At 47.6% G+C, this 20,013-nt stretch carries 13 protein-coding genes; 2 read left to right on the top strand and 11 right to left on the bottom strand.

Annotated elements, in window-relative coordinates; translation table 11 throughout:
* Window positions 1-14 precede the first annotated feature (14 nt).
* The 5 genes from NYE72_RS07645 to NYE72_RS07625 all read right to left on the bottom strand — a co-directional run bounded on the left by NYE72_RS07645 (window position 15) and on the right by NYE72_RS07625 (window position 7,759).
* Window positions 15-944: a sugar ABC transporter permease gene (locus tag NYE72_RS07645; RefSeq protein ID WP_051490863.1), complete on the bottom strand. Its 930-nt coding sequence runs from the start codon at window positions 942-944 to the stop codon at window positions 15-17.
* Window positions 945-1,113: 169 nt separating this feature from the next.
* On the bottom strand, window positions 1,114-2,697 hold the full coding sequence (locus NYE72_RS07640) for a response regulator (RefSeq protein ID WP_076141358.1): 1,584 nt from the start codon (window positions 2,695-2,697) through the stop codon (window positions 1,114-1,116).
* Window positions 2,697-4,418: a histidine kinase gene (locus NYE72_RS07635; protein ID WP_076141357.1), complete on the bottom strand. Its 1,722-nt coding sequence runs from the start codon at window positions 4,416-4,418 to the stop codon at window positions 2,697-2,699. Before NYE72_RS07635 ends, NYE72_RS07640 begins: the two co-directional genes overlap by 1 nt.
* A gap of 67 nt (window positions 4,419-4,485) precedes the next feature.
* On the bottom strand, window positions 4,486-6,648 hold the full coding sequence (locus NYE72_RS07630; protein ID WP_076141356.1) for an alginate lyase family protein: 2,163 nt from the start codon (window positions 6,646-6,648) through the stop codon (window positions 4,486-4,488).
* Window positions 6,638-7,759 (bottom strand): glycoside hydrolase family 88 protein, encoded by a 1,122-nt coding sequence (locus NYE72_RS07625; protein WP_038569487.1) that lies wholly within the window; start codon window positions 7,757-7,759, stop codon window positions 6,638-6,640. Before NYE72_RS07625 ends, NYE72_RS07630 begins: the two co-directional genes overlap by 11 nt.
* A 259-nt stretch (window positions 7,760-8,018) precedes the next feature.
* On the opposite strand from NYE72_RS07625, the gene NYE72_RS07620 reads away from it, so the two are divergent.
* Window positions 8,019-9,281: a TraB/GumN family protein gene (locus tag NYE72_RS07620; RefSeq protein ID WP_076104902.1), complete on the top strand. Its 1,263-nt coding sequence runs from the start codon at window positions 8,019-8,021 to the stop codon at window positions 9,279-9,281.
* 192 nt (window positions 9,282-9,473) lie between these two features.
* Here the strand turns inward: NYE72_RS07620 and NYE72_RS07615 are convergent, their stop codons facing one another.
* The gene (locus tag NYE72_RS07615; protein ID WP_339211667.1) at window positions 9,474-10,760 is read right to left on the bottom strand and encodes a Gfo/Idh/MocA family oxidoreductase; all 1,287 of its coding nucleotides are present in this window, start codon (window positions 10,758-10,760) and stop codon (window positions 9,474-9,476) included.
* A gap of 147 nt (window positions 10,761-10,907) precedes the next feature.
* Between NYE72_RS07615 and NYE72_RS07610 the strand changes: the two genes are divergently transcribed.
* Complete coding sequence (locus NYE72_RS07610) at window positions 10,908-11,735, top strand: AraC family transcriptional regulator (protein WP_339211666.1); 828 nt, start codon at window positions 10,908-10,910, stop codon at window positions 11,733-11,735.
* Window positions 11,736-12,258: 523 nt separating this feature from the next.
* On the opposite strand, the gene NYE72_RS07605 is transcribed toward NYE72_RS07610, so the two are convergent.
* The 5 genes from NYE72_RS07605 to NYE72_RS07585 are packed head-to-tail and all read right to left on the bottom strand — an operon-like array spanning window position 12,259 to window position 19,986.
* The gene (locus NYE72_RS07605; protein ID WP_339211665.1) at window positions 12,259-14,478 is read right to left on the bottom strand and encodes a glycoside hydrolase family 88 protein; all 2,220 of its coding nucleotides are present in this window, start codon (window positions 14,476-14,478) and stop codon (window positions 12,259-12,261) included.
* 15 nt (window positions 14,479-14,493) lie between these two features.
* A complete protein-coding gene (locus tag NYE72_RS07600; protein WP_339211663.1) occupies window positions 14,494-15,765 on the bottom strand; it encodes a hypothetical protein in 1,272 nt (423 codons plus the stop codon).
* A gap of 27 nt (window positions 15,766-15,792) precedes the next feature.
* Entirely contained in the window at window positions 15,793-16,602 is an 810-nt protein-coding gene (locus tag NYE72_RS07595; RefSeq protein WP_038569480.1) for a polysaccharide deacetylase family protein, read from the bottom strand.
* Window positions 16,603-16,623: 21 nt separating this feature from the next.
* Window positions 16,624-17,331, bottom strand: a complete 708-nt coding sequence (locus NYE72_RS07590; protein WP_339211661.1) for a DUF1961 family protein — start codon at window positions 17,329-17,331, stop codon at window positions 16,624-16,626.
* 27 nt (window positions 17,332-17,358) lie between these two features.
* The gene (locus NYE72_RS07585; protein ID WP_339211659.1) at window positions 17,359-19,986 is read right to left on the bottom strand and encodes a hypothetical protein; all 2,628 of its coding nucleotides are present in this window, start codon (window positions 19,984-19,986) and stop codon (window positions 17,359-17,361) included.
* Between the last annotated feature and the right edge of the window lie 27 nt (window positions 19,987-20,013).

The following is a 20,013-nucleotide window of genomic DNA, read 5'->3' as shown; positions in this document are numbered from 1 at the left end:
TTAATCTCCCCCCTTTATTCTTCATTTCTCATTTTCCAAGTGGCTGCGGTAATCAAGCCGATAACAGCGAATAGCAGCCAGGAAATTGCAGAAGCGTAGCCCATGTTGTAGTATTTGAACCCTTCCTCATAGATCCTGAACACAAGCACGGTAGAAGAATTATTCGGACCGCCTTCGGTCAAAAAGGCGATGATGTCGAACACCTTAAACGAGCCAATCAGCATGGTAATAAGCAGGAAAAATGTAGTCGGACGCAGCATCGGAACTGTGATGGCAAAGAATTTTTTCAGCGCGCTGGCGCCATCTATTTCGGCGGCTTCGTAGATTTCATCGGAAATATTCGTCAAGCCAGCCATATAGATAATAATGGTGTAGCCAAGACTCGCCCAAGAACTGATAATAGCAATGGATAACAGTGAGGTCTTTGGATCAACTAGCCATTTCGGAGGGCTGGAAATTCCAAACTCCATCAGCAACTGATTGATAGGTCCAAGAGACGGATGGAACAATGCACTCCATACGGCAGCTATCGCAATAATCGAAGAAATATAAGGAATAAAGAAAGCCACTTTAAAATAATTTTTGAGGAACACACTGTTTTGAATCAATGCCGCGAGCACCAGCGCAATCGCAATCGGTATCGGCACGGTCATAATCATATAAAAAGCATTGTTCTTCAAAGCTTGAATGATACTCGGATCATGGAACATTTTGATATAGTTATCCAATCCGATGAACTCGATTCCTTTGACTCCCGACAATAGATCCCATTTCGAGAAGCTCAAATAAAGTGAGAATCCAAGCGCAAATACATTAAGAAAAAGCATCCCGACAATTTCTGGTGCCAAAAACAGCCACCCGGTTAAAGCCTCTTTCCGTTGCGGAGTCCAGAATTTCCGCTTCTCTTGCAGAATTTTTGGCACAGGTTGTTTTGCAGCCTCCACGTTGTATCACCTCGACAATTTGATTTGTCATTATAGTAATACATCCGCCTTCCGCAAGAAGGAGTGATTATGACCCGGAATGTGCAAGATTTTGACCTTTGTCCGCCGACAACAAAAAACCGCCCTAGAGGGGCGGCGGGTCTGTTCATATCGTTAACAATTGTGCTTCTCAGCGTACCGAATGTTTGGATTTATATTCGCTTGGCGTAGTTCCTACATATTTTTTGAACACTTTTGAAAAATAGGTTCTGTCCGAATATCCTAGACCGACGGCTAGCGATTCCAGATTCTGGCTGGAGATTTTTAGCATTTTGGTAGCGACCTTCATCTTGTGCTGATGTACATAGTCCGTAAAGGTCAGGCCAGTCATGCGCTTGAAATAACGCGAAAAATAGCTTGGATCCAGAAACAGATAACGTGCCATATCAATTGAGGTGATATTATCGCCAAGATGCTGGTCGATATACTGCTGGATAAGCTGCAGCTTGGGCTCCTGCGGAGAAGCTCCTGCCACCTGCTGCTTGCTGCCTGTAATCTGTACAAGCTTTCTTTCCACCAGTTCCATCGTATCTTCAAGTGTGCGGGTCTGCACGAGATAGACGAACAGATCCTCATCGAACATCAGGCTCGTAAACATTAACTCGATGCCGCGGAGCATAAAGGATAAATCCCGGGCGAAATCGCCAGGATGAATAGACATTGCTTTTGCAGTCCTAGCGATTTCTTGTAGAGTGCTACGGATGGCTTCAAGGTCTTTTTTTATCACGGCCCGTTCCATCTGCGGGATATAGCTGTCCAGAAATCCTTGGGGAGCAGGCTGGAAACGTGGAGAAGCGATTTGCAGAGTATCCAGAACCGTGTAATCCGCACTTGCATAGAACTCGCATTTGTCCTGAACAATCTGCCGATGGATCTGGCCAATCGCCTGTAGCTCCATTTTCTCTGTGACGGCAATAATGCCCGGTTGAATCTTTAGGAGATGGGAGCATTCGGAACACAGCCGCTGTAAATAATCGTGAAAATGAAGACTGGCATTCTGCGCGAGATTCACACGGTAATTATATAGAATCACAATATTCTTTTGCTCCAAGAAAGGCGTAATCCCTTCACATGTTTCGGACAGTTCCAAGGCTATATTGTAAATAGCATATAAAATAAGTGGATACTCACTCTGCTTGTATCGCTTGTCGAAACTGGAAAAATGAATACTAACCGTGCCCAGCATAAACCACGGATACGTCCAGGATATGCCGATTTGCGCCGCATAAGCCAGTGTGGTTTCAGGCGGAGCACCGCCAATCACCCTTTGCAGCAGGTTCTGCCGGAAGAGCTGGCTGTTGTAGCCTGTCTCCCCATGGCTGATCAAGCCAATCTTCGACTTAAGCAAGTGTACGGACTTGGCAAGGCTTTTCTCCAGTTGCTCTTCTGTAAGCTGGTCCTTGATTAAATAATCATCTACTTTCAGCTTTACCGCCTGCTGAGCATAATGGAAATCCTCATGACAGGTCAGGAAAATAATTCTGACCTCCGGCTTCATGCGGGTGAAACAATCGGCTAGCTCAATCCCGTTCTTTTGCGGCAAACCAATATCCGTGATCACAATGTCAGGCTGCACTTCCTCAAACATTAATAACGCCTTGGCACTGGAATAGGTGCTGCCGACAATCTGCAAGCTATGTGCCTCCCAGTCAATCATCTGCTGAAGCACTTTGAGCATAGGAACATCATCGTCTATGAGCATCACTTTATACATCAATATCCCTCTCTCTCTGACAGATTAACCTGATGATTGCCTTGCGGCAAATACAGAGAAACGGACACCCCACCCTGCGGCAGATTATGCAGCGACAAGCGGGTATCCTGCCCATAGGTCAGCCGCAGCCTTTGAACTACGTTCATTAACCCGACTCTTTGATAAGCTTCATCCTGTTCATTGTCCTTATACAGTAACCTGCGGTTCAGGCCCGCCAGAACTTCAGCCCCTGCACCGCAGCCATTATCTTCAACTTCAATCATGATCCCATCAGGGACCGTTCGAGAGCGAACGACAATACGCGGTGCCGGGTGGTCAACCAATCCGTGGACGATTGCATTTTCTACAAGGGGCTGCAAAATCAGCTTAGGGACGATGAGCTTCTCTGTATCCTTTTCCAGATCGACCTCCAGTTCAAGAGGGATTTCATTACGGATCTTCATAATATCGATATAATGGCCAAGCAGTTTGCATTCTTCCCGCAAGGTGGCCGGTTCATTGACCTTCAAATAGGCCCGGAGCAGACTCATTAATGAATCGATGATCCCGCTATGCAGCTTATCTTTGGCCAAAATAAGGCTACATTTAATCGAATTCAACGTGTTGATCAAAAAGTGGGGGCGAATCTGCATAAACAGCGCCTCCAGCTCCATCACCCGCTTCTGTTCCTGCTCCAGCTCGATGTCGTGAATTAGTCCTTGCAGCTGGTCCAGCATAGTATTCAACGTCTGCCCCAGCTCAGCGATTTCATCCTTGCCCTTGACCTCCAGCCTGACATCAAGATTCCCCATCCCGAACTGGCGCACAACGCGCTGCAGCTTCATGATCGGACTATGCAATCTTTTGGCAATCAGCATGGAGGTAGCCGAAAAGACAATAAATAAGAGGAGTACCAAGCCAATGCCACTATAAAACGTCCGCGAGATCTGGCCCGACCATTCTTTCTCCGAAGCTTCATAGATCAGCTGCCAATTAGATTTGTCGATAGCTCTGGCCGTACGAACGCTTCCTCTTGCTTCCTTGCCTTCTGGAGCCAGCTCAGAGTTCCCAGCAATCAAGCCTCCTCCAGAATCAAATAACGCAACCTTGCCAAATTCGACGGGTCCGAGCAATTTATTGAAATAGGATTCAGGAATTGAGATAAGCAGCACGGACACCTGCCGTTTCTCCCGGCTGTCATAGATAACTCTGGCAATATAATAGCTGCTGCTTTTACCGGAACCGCTATCAGCCATCCCAAGCCATTGCAAGGTCTCCGGTTCGTGAATATTGACACGGCTCATCAGCTTGTCCAGGTTGGCATTGATCACGGATAAATTCTCAGTCCCAGAGGAGATCACAAAGTGTTTCCGGTTGACCAAATACATGCGGATATTATTATTCAACGGCTTAGAGTTGATGAGCGAAAACACATCTTGAATTTGCGTAAAATGTACGTAATCCTGATAGCTATTCAGCCGCTCAGTATCCGCAAATGACTTCAGATTAGCGCGGAAATTGGTATCGTTTACAATAAAATGGGAAGCGAACGTCACATCATCAATAGTTTTGTTTAGTTCGTCAATCATAACGTTCAGGAAGTTATCGTTGCTGAGCTGCAGCTTCTCTACCATCGTATCCCGGATGAGCACGAAGGAAATGATCGATACTGCAATCAGCGGGATAAAAATCAGCAAAAGAAATGAAACCTGGATACGTCTATAGTAAGTGAATTTGAACATGTTTTCTCCGCGCCTCTCTCATGCTCTTTTCTTTTATTCTATCAGCCCGTTGTCCAGTATTCATACATTATCTGATTACCGTGACCTTCTTTTGACCGTCTGCTGAAACAATAAGCACTACTTCTCCAAAAATTTGTACGCCTTCCACTACATAGGAATCTAAGTGACTGGATGGAATCTCGTGGCTGATCACGATAATATGCTCCTCATTCCTTTCGGGGAGGATGATGCGGCAGGCCTCCGCGTGTGCAGCAGCCACCGGTTCACCCGTATGGCGGTAAATCGGCACCTGTTCGACCAGCGGACAGAACAACTCACCCGAAGACTGCGGGTACAGCACCTGCATGATCGAGACCGTTCCTTTCCCCTTTCGGGAGTACACAGCATACTGATTAGGTTCCAGCAGATTATATTCGCGGGAGATTACCCCAGCATCAACCCTGCCCTGAAGACCATCAACATGAACAGGAAGGATACAAAGATTAGCTTCCCGCTCATTTTTTGTACGGCATATTAGCGTTCCATCTTCCATCTGAACCGTTCCGGGTGCAAAATGAAAATGCTGGGAAAATGTATGCTCCTGCCGGGAACTGAAGCTGTCCACCAGAAGCCAGTAAAAAGGCTTAATAAATAGGATCCTCCTTAACGGGTAGACCGGATCATCCAAATGACGGTAGCCGTCATGGCTGCCCTCTACATAATCAAAGTCCGGATGGCTGATCCATTGGCAGCCCATTGGCTTCGCAATCTGAGAGAAGGACCATGTATCCGTGACTTCGGTAAATCCAATTCCGTCGACAGTGGTCGTATTATGGGCAGCGCTTTCTTTTAGCGCTTTTCTAAGTGGTGTATGATCACTATAGTTGTATCTGCCAAGATCGGTAAGCAGATCCCGCCCATAGGCATACAGATCGAAATGTAGCAGATCCGCGTGCCCATGTCCACCCCCAAGCGGTCCGCAGTGAAAATATAGGTACAAATCCTGCTCGTCCCAGCCCGTTCGCATCACATAATGGCCGGAATGTGCATAGGCGTGTGACAAGTTTGGTGGTAGCTCCGCAGTCAGCCGCTCGTAGCCCTCAACTCCATTTATCCCAAACAACCAGGCATTGTCATAATCCATTTGATCGTATCCGCCAAAGCGGAGTACAGCATCCTGAAATAACCAGCCCGCATAAGTCAAAAGCGAACGGATATCGCTGTCATCACTATCGCCAAGCATCGGCTGCCGGTGATTCGGCTTGGCCCAATATAATGAAGCGGCAGCCATTTGCTGAACCTTTTGCTGAAACTCATCCTGAAGCTCCACTCCATTCAATCGGGCTAAACGGATGCAGTCGAGAAAACATACCAAAACCTCATGGTGATAGGTGGGCGATTGCTCCCAGTGGATGCCGTCCGCCATAATCTGAATTCGAGCTGTCTCTCCCAGTCTCTCCTTACTGAGTTGTCGCCAGTTTTTGGCGCTAGTGAACTCAGGGAAGTAGAGCGCAGTTTGGAACAAACCACAAGTCTCCAGCACCCCCCAGTTGCTGATCTTCTTCCAGCCCGTAAACGATAAAGCTAAATATTGGCCGTGTTCATACAGAGATACCATCACTTTGGCCAGCAGCGCCGGTGTGAGCAGTGGACTATCCTGTATATAGGACAACGCTTTGATCCAGTTAGCACAGCGAAGGCCCACTTCAATTGTGCGCCATGTCAGCGTATCATTCGTAGGCTTGTCTGGAACGGGGTTACGGTCTATCCAATCTTCAAGCTGGCAGCAAAATGCTCTCGCATAATCCTCTTTACCTGTTATCGTATACGCTTGTCCTAATGCCACCCAGTAGCGGTGGCGATTCAGCATATAAGCCCATTCTACATCCTTGTCTGGAACATGACGCCAGTCAATTTCTTCCTCAAAGGTAACCGGAATGCGGCTGCGCTCCATATCCCAGGGAAAACGAAAGAGAAACGTCTGCTCCACAACTTCATCCGCTGTCTTCATTACAGCTTCCCGCTCGCCTGCACAATAGCGCTGTACATAGTCAATAAGCTGCTGCTTCCGGTTATCCTCTATCCGCCAGCCCGGCGTGGTCCGGCGGGTCAAATACCGATGCAATTCAGTCAGCGCATCGTCCTGCCGAGCTTGGCTGAGCGCATTCTTCACTAGAGCTAAAGCGGGCAACTCAAGATCGAGCAGCGCAAAGACGGCATAGGGGGAGATTTGTCTGACATCAGCGTTCATACCAGTACCCCTTGTTGCCATTTTGCAGCCGCATCAATGCTTCGAGATAGAAATAATCTCCCCAGATCATGAAGTCATCTGGAGACAGATCGCCGCGCACATGGTAAGAACCATGCTTCAGCAGCCCCTCCGCCTCTTCGCCGAGCGTGGAATAGTTCTGCACAAGCGAAGTCATCGACTGCACTAATCCCTGCTGAAAATAAGCCCGCTCAGAATCCTCCCCATCCATTAGCTCCAGCAGTTCCTGAAGTCCGGCTGCTACTATTGCAGAGGCCGAGCTATCCCGGTAAGTATCCGGAGACACCGGAGCATTAAAATCCCAGTAAGCGACATGATCCTGCGGCAAATGCTCCAGAAAATAGCGGGCCATCCGCTTGGACGTTTCCAAATACAACGGATCTTTGGTATAGCGGTAAGATAACGCAAAACCGTAAACACCCCAAGCCTGCCCGCGCGTCCAGGTCGATCCGTTAGTAAAACCCTGGTGTGTGGCGCCGCCAATCGGCTCTCCGGTCTTCGGGTCGAAGAAAAACGTATGGTAAGAGCTGTCATCTCCCCGTACCAGATACCGTCTCGTTTTCTCCGCCTGCATGACCGCCACCTCCCGGTATACGGAATCACCGGTCTGTTGTTCGGCCCAATACAAAAGGGGAAGATTTAACAGACAATCAATAATGATGCGCCCGCCTTCCTGAGCATCCCCCTCCGGTCCCCATGCCTGAATATAACCGCCAGCTGTACGCCAGCGCTTCAGCAGCAGGTCTGCCGCCTGCAATGTCAGTTGACGCGCTGATTCGTCTTTATCTATAATCCACTGGGCTTTAGAGGATAACGAATACAGGAAGCCAATGTCGTGATGATCAAGCACGGTCTTTGCCGCGAAACGGCGGCGGAAATCTTCTACGGTATGGGATGCCGCAATACGGAAGCTGTCATCCCGCGTATATTCATAACACAACCACAACATGCCGCTCCAAAATCCGTTAGTCCAGTCGTCGTTGTTATTGAGCTGATAAGTTCCATTCCTGCTGACATGAGGGAAACTGCCCCCGAACCGGTCTATGTTCTTACGTACCTTCTCTATCGCATCTTCAATCGCACTGCTCCACATAAGTTCCTTGCTCCCTTCAGGCTCTTCGTTTCTTACGTTTCATGATAAGGAGAGTGAACAGGATCTAATAGGGGCGATTTTTGCTTTGATGTGCATTATTTTGACTTTTGAATGACGTGAAGCACTGTAAGTTTACTTTCCAATCATAGGCATCAAATCAATATAGTAACAAAAGGTATAACTGTTTATGGGAAAATACGTTAAAATCAGAGAGTGACTTACATCTTTCATTCTTTTTTAGAAACGGAGTGTCCTATTAATGAAAAAGCTAGGTGCATTATTTTTATCCATTTTCATGGTTATGTCTGTCTTTACCACTGCGCATGCTGCTGAAAAGCCTGTCGGTGTATGGATTGATGGAACCGAAATAAAGTTAGGCGATTCTAACCCTGTTGTAGAAAAAGGAACGACCCTAGTTCCTATGCGTCCTCTGCTAGAGAAGCTTAATGTAAATATTAATTGGAATAAAAAAACCCAAACCGTAACAGGGACCAAAAATGGACTGGCCCTCTCACTGACCATTGGCAGCACAACTGCAACGGTAAATGGGGAGAAGAAAAAACTAGAGGTGGCTCCTAAGACCATCAACAATGTCACCTATGTTCCTGTCCGCTTTATAGGAGAAACGATCGGCTATAAAGTGGAGTGGAGTCCAGCGCTGCGCACCATCACTTTTGTGGCCAATACTCAAGCTGCAGGAAGCACCGGATTCTTATGGAAAGTGGAGAACAAAGGCAACACCGTTTATCTGCTTGGTTCTATCCATGTGGCTAACGACAAAATGTACCCGCTGCGTCCGGAGATTGAAGCTGCTTTTGAAGCCTCGCAATATTTAGGTGTCGAAGTAGATATCTCTAAGATTGATCAAGCTGAGATCCAAAAGTTTATTTTGGAAAAAGGCTCCTATACAGATGGAACCAAGCTCAAGGATCATGTATCCGCAGATACCTATAACAAAGTGACTCAACTGCTAAAAGCAAATGGTCTGGCGGAAAATGCATTCGATTCCTTCAAACCGTGGGTCGTTACCCAAGGTGTCTCAAGTCTACAGATGCAAGTTACAAGTTATACGGCGGATACCGGCATTGATTTATATTTTTTACAAAAAGCAGGCAAGCTGAACAAACCTATTATTGAGCTGGAAAACACACAATTGCAGCTGAATATGTTCGACCAGTTCTCAGATGGATTGCAAGAAAAGCTTCTTGTCGACACACTCGGCAGCCTCAATCAAACGGACAATACTTCCGCAGCAGCTTCACTGGATGCACTATCCCAAATGTGGATGCAAGGTGATGAGCAGTCGCTCGTAGCGATGACAAAAGCGGTCGCGCAAGAGCCAGAGTATTATAAGGGCCTGGTTTCGGATCGTAACGTCAACATGGTGAAGCATGTAAAAGAATATTTGAATAGTGATAAAAAAGCGACTTACCTTGTCGTCGTTGGTGCGCTGCATATGCTCGGTGACGATGGTATCGTGACCCAATTGCAAAAAGATGGCTTTAACGTCGTCAAACAATAATTGTTTTAGCTAAAATAAACAAGGCTGTCTCTTAGTCATCGTAGATGACTAAGAGACAGCCTTGTATTTTACTTTTTTTAGCTTAATCTAAAAGTAGAAGTTGACTTAACGTGCGGACAGCGCGGAGGGCCCTCCGGGATTCTGGAGAAACGCACCCTCCGAACCCAAAGCCGCTTGTTCATAAACGGGCTACTACAATTTTATTAACTGATCTACCTTAACTGGAAGTCCAGTAGCTATCGAACGATTTGCCGCAATCCCGGTCATAATAGACAACGCCCCGTCCACATGGGAAGCCGCACGATTAAAGCGATCCTCTAGCGGACATTCAAAAATATCACGCAGCATCACAGGATCTCCGCCCCCGTGCCCCCCAACTCCTTCTTCAATCTCCACTTCATAAGGTGCTGCGAAATGAGGGAAAACCGTGATCCGCTTGTCTTTTAACGCCCCTTCATCTTCCTTGTTTCCTCCGGCATTTACATAAGACTGTTCGACGACCTTTACTTCCATCCGCCCCTTCGTTCCATTAAATACTACAATGAAGCCCTCCCAAGGCAAATAAGCATTAAGTGAATAATTCATAATCGTCTTATTTTTGTATTTGACCATAACCGCCATCGTATCCTCAATGCTGATATTATCACCGAACACACTTTGGTCACGCAGGTAACCATCCTCATGCTCCGTATCCAGATACATCTGCTTTAACTGCTCGTTGTCTTTAAGATGCAGGGCAAACGGATCATTTTCTGCCGCGCTACTTCCATGAGCACGCTGATAAAACTCAGTCACCCCGCGCTTCTCCGCGTTTTCTCTGCCATAAAATCTTAGATCGCCCATCGCATAAATCGTATCCGGGCGCGAACCCAGCCAGAAATTCATCAAATCGAAATGATGTGTGGATTTATGAACCAAGAGACCTCCGCTGTTCCGTTTATCACGGTGCCATCTGCGGAAGTAATCCGCCCCATGCTGCGTATTCAGCAGCCACTCGAAGTTGACGGAAAGCACTTCTCCAATCGCGCCGTCCATAATGAGTTCACGGATTTTGGTGTTGTGTGGTGCATAGCGGTAATTGAAGGTCACACGCAGCTTTTTCCCAGTCCGCTCAATCGCTTCAAGAATTTCCTGACATTTCTCTTCATCCACTGTCATCGGTTTCTCCGAAATAACATCGCAGCCAAGCTCCATCGCCCGGATAATGTAACGATGATGCGTGCGGTCAATACTCGTGACAATTACCGTGTCAGGTTGGGTTTCCTCAATCATACGGTCAAACTCATGAGCTTTATAGGTAGGAACCGCTTGATATTTATATTTTTCCTCCAGCAAACGGTTCGCATAATCCATTCTTGCTCCATTCACATCACAAAAGGCTACAATTTCAGAGGTTTCACGATAATTCGTAGTGATCTCACCATAAAAAAACTCCGCTCGGCCGCCGGTTCCTACGAAAGCATATTTCTTGTTGGACATCAGGATCACTCCATCACTTATTGATTTAAAAGCGTTTTTTTCTTATAGTGTATAGTATAAAATACATCTGAATCTAAGCGATTCTTAGCAGAAACAATAAAAACTTTGCATATATTATCTTCATTATCTGAAAGGAGCAGATTTAGCATGGAACAGGAGCCTCAGCCTCCTTTTATGATTGAGCAAATAAAAAGAGCCGGTCCATTCAGCATGGATTCCGACCATTATCACGATACTTATGAAATTTATTATTTACTCGCCGGGGAACGCAGTTATTACATTAACAATCTGATCTACACCTTGCGTAAAGGTGATCTGATTTTTATTAACAAGAACGAGCTCCATCGTACCACCTCTAAAGGCTCTGCAAGCCATGAACGGATCTTAATTAACTTTGAGGAAAGCTTTCTGCAAAAGACATTGGCGCACTTCGAGCTGCATTTTCCATTTATGGCTACACAAAGCTTGCTTTTGCGGCCCGGAGTACATGAACAGGGGGCCATTGAATATCTACTTTTCAGCATGCTAAAAGAACAAACAGAACCACGGACACAGCAAATCCCCTATCTTCAGACGCTACTCATCCAACTATTTATTGAAATGAACAGAATACAGGAAATAAGCCGTGAGCCCATTGCCTCTGAGAGCAGTGAGAAGCAGCTAAAAGTCTACGAAATTATCGATTTTTTACAAGCACATTATGCTGAAAAGCTTACATTGGAGCGGCTATCTGAGACTTTTTTCATCAGCAGCACCTATCTCTGCCGTGTGTTCAAGCAAACGACTGGCTTCACTATCGTAGAATATCTAAACTACATTCGGATCAAGGAAGCCCAACGTCTCTTGCAGAGCACCAACGCTAAAGTTACGAACATCGCCGAGGATACCGGCTTTGACAGCATCGCCCACTTCGGGCGTGTGTTTAAGCAAATCGTTAAATGTTCGCCTTTGCAATATCGCAAGCAAAACCGCTGATCCACAGTTAGAAATCACAACCGATTCTCTATGTAGCCGCTCCGTCGATCAAAAGTACCTTATGTGAACTGCCATGGGCATACGGGGGCATCAGGAGCATCGGGGGCATCTGAGCAACAACAATACCCCGTCACTAGATTATCTTTTCGCGCGAACAAAGTTCATGAGGCTATCGGACCCAGTGGACCTTATTCGCAGCATAATCGCTATTTTGGGATTTTATCGGCCCCCATAGTCGCTATTGGCATAAAAAGTTACCTATATTGAGCGTTTTCGAGGGAATAACGTCACTGGAGTCCGGAAATGGTCTCAAAAGGCGATTAATCTGCAAATAACGTCATCTGAGTCCGCATAACTTTGTCTAGCAGGAGTAATCGGCGGTTTCAAGGGGGGCCGGGGGGGGGGGGGGGGGTTAAGCAGCACAGTAACTCACAACAAAGAGCAGCGATCCCCACTAATGGAGTATCGCTGCTCCGCTGTCATTTTGTGATTAATACGGTCGTCTCATTCCTCATCATGCCATTCATTTTGCTTCGTTATGTGATTTCATTTCCAAATCTCGTACAAGCCTGTGAACCTCAATTCCGGCCAGCAGCACGATGCCAATCCCATGTGTATCGTTTAATTGCCAGGTCAATTCATCTTTATAATACAGTTTGTTAAACGAATAACCCGAACCGCGGCAGACACCGTAAACATTGCCTTGTTTGTCAATACAATGACGGGTTAAGCCGCTCCAGCCGTGGAGTGCAGAGGTTACGTATGACTCTGGTTCCAGCAGCCAACCGCAGCGGACGCCTCTAGCAAAAGCATAAATAAACATAGAGGTACAAGAAGCCTCTGCGTAGGACTCAGGATCTGTTAACACTTGATGCCATAGGCCCCGCTCATCTTGCAGCTTAAGATAGCCTTTACTAAGCTCGCGGAAATAATCAAGCAAATCAGATCGCAACGGATGTTGCTCAGGCATAACTTCAAGCAGCTCAGTCAGTGAGAAAATCACCCAACCATTACCTCTGCCCCAAGGCACGCCATTGGGTTTATTAAACTTATAATCATATACATGATGCATAATGCCAAGCTCCGGCTGGAACAGCCGCTCCTTGTAATGTAAAAACTGCGCCGCCGCATCATCAAGATAAGCCGCATTTCCGGTCAATTTATAATATTTGCTTAGAAAAGGCGTGCTCATATACAGATCATCACACCACATCGTCTGCTGCATGAAATCAACTGTGCCACTGGTCCGATACAGAGCTCCGTCAGGCAGCCTGCTCTGCACTTTAGTAATGTAATTGGCAATTTCAGCAGCAGCTTCCGGTGCGCCCTGTAGTGGACGAAGCTTATTTGCTTCCAGCATCGTTGCCCCGAAGGATCCGCAGTCGTCCAGCGAATCCATCAGCGCCAGCTGATGATTGATGCCCGGAGCGCCATAACGTCCAAGGTCCCATAAGGCATATTCATGCAGCCCTGTACATTGCTCAATATGGTGTTGTGCATATTCGGCATAATGGGGGGCCTTAAGCTCTACTCCTGTTCTCAGCAATCCGTACAGGGTTACGCCTAGAGGGTAATTCCAGCGCCCAAACATAACACTCTCCAAATAAGGCCTAACCCAGCTATTCGGTTGGTCCACCCGCCAAAAGGTTACTTCATCCGCTTCCCCAAATAAAGTATCCATAGAGGTCAGTTCTAAGACTTTCGGCGCTGTCCCCGAGGTGAATAGTCCAAGGTACAGCCAAGGATCAGTTAATCCTTCAACTGAATAAGGTTGCACGAGACTACTCTGAACACCACCAGACCGTACGTCCAGTTCAAATCCCCAATTCCCCTCTCCGCAGACGGACTCCACGACGAGATCATGTAGTCCATAACCAAGCTCCAGTTGGATATCCAGCGTGCCGTTCACGTTCTGGTGCTCAGCTACAAGTTCCCCATTCACATAGATAGAGATTTCAGCCATTCCACGATAGCTACCTTGCAGGCGTATGTCATCTTTCTGTAGGCTCTTAACTTCCAGCTTACACCAAGCAAACGCCTTGGCTCCTAGTAATTCCCCAAATATACGTGAACAGTTGCCAGATGCCTGTTCCTGTGGCGACCATTGCGGCGTCGGAAACCAAACGCAGCGAGCTGTCATTTGCTCTTCAGTGAATTCAGCTTTCAGCCAAGCTGCCCAAGACGTCTGTTGGGGTCCACTATAAATCCAACCTTCACAACCGCTTAACTGCGCCGTTGGAGTAAGAAAGTGTACCGGTGCACCTTTGACGCTGCCCGTTCCAAAAACCCCTCCGCAACCTGTACCTGTTGCTACATACTCCAGCACAAGATGGTTCCAGCCTTTATCCATGCCCGCCCGAAAAAACGTCCTCCGGTCCGGAAACACATCATCATTTAGATTGGAGCTAAACACCAGCCGTCCATTTATGTAAACCTTAACTGGACTGTAGCAACTAACTGAGAAAGGGGCTTCTACCTCATTGTCGCTCCACAGCTTTCCCCACACATATACGAATTGTCCTGCCTCTAGCTCCGGCAGTCGTTCTTCCAGATTCATATCATAACGGCAGTCGCGGAGCCGTTTGAAACCACTCTGCGAATGTACCCGGTAAACCGGAGGCTGCGGGGGATAGGCACCGATAAAACGGCTGGCCACAGCGGCCAGTACATTTTCGATTTCGCCCCCATTATATTTGGCAATACAATCAGGATCAGGAAAGTATTCTGGAATATAAGTACTCACTAAACGTATCCTCCTTCACACCGTTATTTCTCCACCCGGATACAGCGTCGAGCTGTACAATCTTTTAGGCTGAGGTAACGATTTCTCAGAGGCACATGTACTAATATCTATCCACTCGCTTGAATATACCGATGCTGACTCATCATTATAAATTACAACCTGTTCCCTGCCACATCCCAGAAGATCGCCATGAACGGCATAACCTTCCTCCTTGAATTCAGCTACAACCCGCATATGTCCATCGTACAAAGCAGGATATACCCCGCCTCCCCGGCGGTACGCGAGAATATAATCCGGAGAACCCACTTGCCAGTTGCTAACGGCTTCAACGATAGTCAGCCAACCATCGGTTGTGCGCTCTTCTTTCCACAGTTCCTTGCCATTACAGTCTAAAAGGAACAACGCATCCTTACCTTTTAGCCCTTTGCCGTCATCTTCGCGGATCATTCGGTCCAGCCCGGCAACCTGAAGACCAGGCAGTTCGGGCCGGAATCGGCCTAACGCCAGATGCTGTGACTCTATAGAACCGTCATAACGCCAAAGCTCTTGCCCGTCCCGGTCATACATCACCGTTACGCTTCCGCCGACAACCAGTTCAGGATAACCATCTCCATTCACATCGCCAACCCAAATACAGTCCGCGTGGTCATCCAGATCGTGGCAGCTCCATAATAAATTACCTTTAGAATCAAGCAGATCATAACCTGCCATCACTTGATCCTGTCCATTTCCATGAAGATCGTGAACCCACGGATAATGTCCTACATTGCCTGTATGCGTCCATAATAAATTGAAATTCTTATCCAAGGCCCACAGTTGATGATAACGGTCCTTCAGAATGATGTCGGAAGCATGTTTTTGCCCTGTTAGATTGGCAATGATAATACAATCATGTGCATGTTCAGCAGGTAAGTCGTATATGGACTTAACCGTTCCTGTTGAACCTTCAAAAATATGAAAACGTCCATCCATTACACATAATACTTCCAGCGACCCATCACCATCTATATCATAAACTTGCGCTGGATAGTCCGAGCCTTGGCTGCCAGCGTCAGGATCGGGTGTGCCCACCTGCCACAGCAGCTTGCCATCCATATCAAAAGCGGTCAGGCATTGCACCTGATGGGGAATATAACGAACATCCTGGCGATTATCCGGCTGGACCAGCAGCATTTCTGCACGTCCATCCCCATTCAGATCGCCAATAAGCATTTTACAGCGTGGACCAGCAGCGGAAATATCTACTTTTGCCAGCTGATAGACTGATTGTGTGTCCTTCGTTCTCATTAGAATCCTCCTGTCTTCTCTCTTCGATTAGATCTCAGGGAAACGGACGGTTTGTCCGCCTGCTACTTCTATAATCACACCGTCGATTTCCAGCCAGACAGATACCGCTCCCGGATTATATACAAAATCCCTAGCAGCGGAGAAAATAAGGGCTTCACAAGCCTTCATATAATGAACGAGTTCAATATTTGTGGCGTACCAGATTTCCTCCAGTCCTCCCACTGCTTCACAGAAGCTTTCCATCAGCTCCCAGTTATTATCGTTATCAAATTCATAACTATGGCCCCACACATACATCAGATATAAATACTGCCGTTTATGCAGCTTCACGAACTGCTCCGCATGCTCCAGCAAATGATCATTATGATGGCAAGTCCCCCGCCATTCCAGCCAATCCTCCGGCAGCCCAAAGCCGCCGCCAGTGGTCTGTACCACACGGGCATATTCCATGCCTAAATGAGGCAAAAGCTTCTTTATCTCCTTGTTAAAGGAACCGTTAGGATAAGACATTCCCCGTATCGGCACCTGGAGCAGCGTCTCAAAATATTTTCGATCCTCCATAATCTCATGGATGATTTGCTCCTGCGGACAACGGGCCAGCGTCGGATGATGTTGCGTATGGACAGATACTTCATGTCCCTGGTACAGCTCAGTTATTTCATCTGCCGTAATACGATCACCTTCACCCAGCAGGCCAGAATTGAGATGAAATGTTCCTCTAATCCCATGGCGGTTAAATAGTCCTACCAATCTTTCGTCAGCCCGTCTGCCGTCATCATAGCTCATTGTAAGCGCCTTATGTCTGCCCTCAGGGTAACAATAATAAATAATAGACATCAATCTGAAGCCTCCTTCGCATTACTGTCCAAAAACCGTCAGATTCGAGTAATCAGCAATCAGGGGTGCCATCTGTCGGAACCCAATTTTCCCGCCTGTCAGTAGCGGCCCATAGGTTTCACCATCATCTATCCATGTAAAAATCGGCAGTTCATTGATTGCAAAAGACAGCATAGGGCCACGTTTCACCACTAACATCCGGTAGGGCTCAGTCATGTCGCTGACGTCCGGAAGCGGATCGGCTGCCTGCGCAACCAGATGAAAACCATAGCTTTTGCGCAAATTACAGGTGTGAAATTCACGTTCTTCCACCCAACGCCTGCGAAAATACGAGATATGATACGTGTCTATCTGCCCGTGATGGTATTGATCATATTCACCCGTACGGCGAGCAAGCGTGGAATCAAATAAATCCTTCCCACCCTCTCCTTTGGCCGCTATAAACAAAATCGCCAACCCCGGCTCACACAATGGGCGGAAATTCCACGATACGGCGAGGTCTGCCGGGAACTCCTCTGGACACCAGAGAACGACATTTGCTTGTTGTCCGGCCTCGGCATGGATAGTGCTCTCTAATCTCATTCGTTGCAAAGGGAAGGAAACCGTTCCCTCTCCCTCCATCTGGAATCCAGCGATATCACTAGTTGAAGCGAGGGGATTATGGTAGATTGGTTTCCATGCTTCAGGGATCAAACCACCTATACCCGTGTCCTGCATCGGCCTAGCCATAAATCATTCCTCCCCACAATGAAGCCTTCAATTCGCGAGTTCCGGTATAGCACTACCGATTAATTCCAAGGCAATGATCGTATTTAAAGACCACTGCGAGGCTTCATTTGTATTCATCCAATCGATCTCATTTAACTCAGTCATATAAGTGACCCGATCAGCTTCCTCCTGTAGATTCACACAACCAAATGGATTCTCCAGCAAAATCGTCCAACACCGCTCTGCCGTCGCCGGATCCTTGCGGTAATATGCTCCATATGCAGCAATGGCTACGCTGAGCACAGGATGCTCAAAACGGAGTTTTCCTGAAATCAACCCTCCTGTAAATGCGTCCTTCTCTTCTTGTGGCAAATTATAAAATACGCCGAACTCAGCCAGCATATCATCCCAGTCCGAGTCCTCCAGCATTGCCGCCAGCTCGAACCACACCTGCGGACCTCCCATACTAATCGCTAGATGACGCCCCCAGTTATCGTCGCCCATTCCCGACAATAGGCCAGTTGCCGGATCATACCCATATGTGGGACCAGATAAAAGCCGTAAATTTGCCCTTTTGATGCAATTCATGCCTGTTATAATCTTGTCACGATAAGCGGTATCCTCGAACCGCTCCCAGCGGGTCATCCAATTAGAGCTAAAGGCCGCCCAGTCCGGACCCACCCTAACATGAGTGGGGAATTCATCCTTCGGAAAATACGCCCGCATCGGGTCCAGAGTAACTGTTGAATAATCAGCATCCTTTACACTGTCCATAATATCGCCGACCCGCTCGTCTCCGGTCAGATAATAATAGTAGCGATGCAGACCCGCCATAGCGATACGAGCCTCTTTGCAGCCGCAGCCCCAGTGGATGACATTATGCCGCGAGCCTAGTCCGGCGTATTCGCCAAAATGATATACATCTACCTCACTCGTATGCCTGGTCATAGCTTCGGCCATTCGGAACACATCCGCTCTCCCGGACCGGAGAAACGTTACCCACAACCACATATTTGGCACCAGCTCGGAATTCTGCCAGGCACAGCCACCGAGATCATAGTTCCATACATGTCTGACCGGATCGTAGCTGTGCATGAAATCTCCGTAGTCCCAAAAACCGTACCATTTGCGCTGCTCGATCTCTTCCTTGTAAAAGGAGATGATCCCGTCCAGCCGCTCTTCCAGATACACCTTGGCTGGCGTGCTCCGATCAGGCAAACTCCAGAAACCAAAAGCACCCGCTTCATGATAATAAGTTGGTTCACAAACCAGCAATGAAGGTTCTTCAGCTTCTGCCTGCATCCGCTGCAACAATTCAGGCCCGGGAGTCTGCGCCGTACACCAGAATGTTAGCTCGCTAGTATTAGCGATACCAAATGGAGTGGCCCGTAATTCTTCTGCACCTTCATACGAGGATTCCACATGTGTTTTTGTATCATAATGCCGCAAGTCCATAGCTGCCGCATCAGGTGACCAGAACCAGACAGTAAGAGCTGCCGCATCTGTGGCAGTGGAACCAATCTCCATTCCTGCCGGATGCTTACGCCAGAAATTCTTCATCCCGACGGCTAGCCCTCCACCCTCTGCTCCAACATAACCAAGCCCACCTGCCCGGCGGCCTTCTGCTGCCTTGATCCAAGCGCACCCATCCTCTGTCCGCTTCCAGATCCCATAATGCTCGGAAGAATCTTGAACCAGCCGAAAGCTGCCCCAAGTCGCGGAGTCATCCAATAAACTAAGGAAATAGGCATCCTCTTCTGGATCAAATTTCACAGTACATCCTGCTACCTGATCGACGAATAAATCACGGTACTTACCTTTGGTTCGCCGTGTATGCAACGTCTTAGGAGACTCGCTAAACAAGCCGCTATCTCCGGCAAAACGAACATGGCGGTTGTAAAGCGGTCCACGCAGCGGCACTGTGAATTCTATTCCTAATCCTTTAATAAAATCCTGCTGTGGATTACCGTCATAATGAAACGTATGAACTAATCGAATAGACTCCAGCCCAGCATAAAAATATAAACGTAACGTATAGGGAAGCCACTCACGAGCATTGTGTGAAGCTTGGTGAAGTCCCTCTAGCTTCACCACTGCGCGAACAGGTCCGTCCTGTTCAAGGATGGCACTTAACGTTCGTCCTGTGAATCGCTCCTCACGTATGCTCAGGGTGCCAGCACCCTCATCTCTCTGTTCACGTATACATACAAGCTCTCCATTACTGCATACTTCGGTTCCTTCCGTGTCCGCCGGATTTCTGCGCACAATACTGCGGATAAGACCCTTCCCCTGCTTGTTAACCGTGCAAATAATAACACCTGTATCTATAATGAAAGCTTCCTCTGTTTCCTGCACAGTTAGTCGCTCAGTCATTTCCGTAGCTGGAGCCGCTTGATTTATTGTCATTGTCGCTAAGGAATCCTGCTGAATATCCGAATTTTTGTTTACTGCCGAGTGCGTGGACCATTTGATGCTCCCGTCAGGCCAAAAAGCTGCCGGCCAGCTTTGCAGCGGCACAAGCTTTTCGTTCTTCGGCATACTTAAGCAGAGATTCTTTAACGATTCCCTGTCGAGCGCTCCTTTTTTCCAAGGAACCCCCCAGGTAACACCCACATCAATAGCGGGCTTTTTTAGCCAATGCAGGCTAATCGGCAGAGCCGTAGGCACAACAACCATCTCCTTTATACCTTCTTCGCCGCACGT

It is taken from the genome of Paenibacillus sp. FSL L8-0333 (assembly GCF_037965665.1).
Classification (GTDB): domain Bacteria; phylum Bacillota; class Bacilli; order Paenibacillales; family Paenibacillaceae; genus Paenibacillus_AQ; species Paenibacillus_AQ odorifer.
This window is presented reverse-complemented; position numbering and strand designations above follow the sequence as displayed.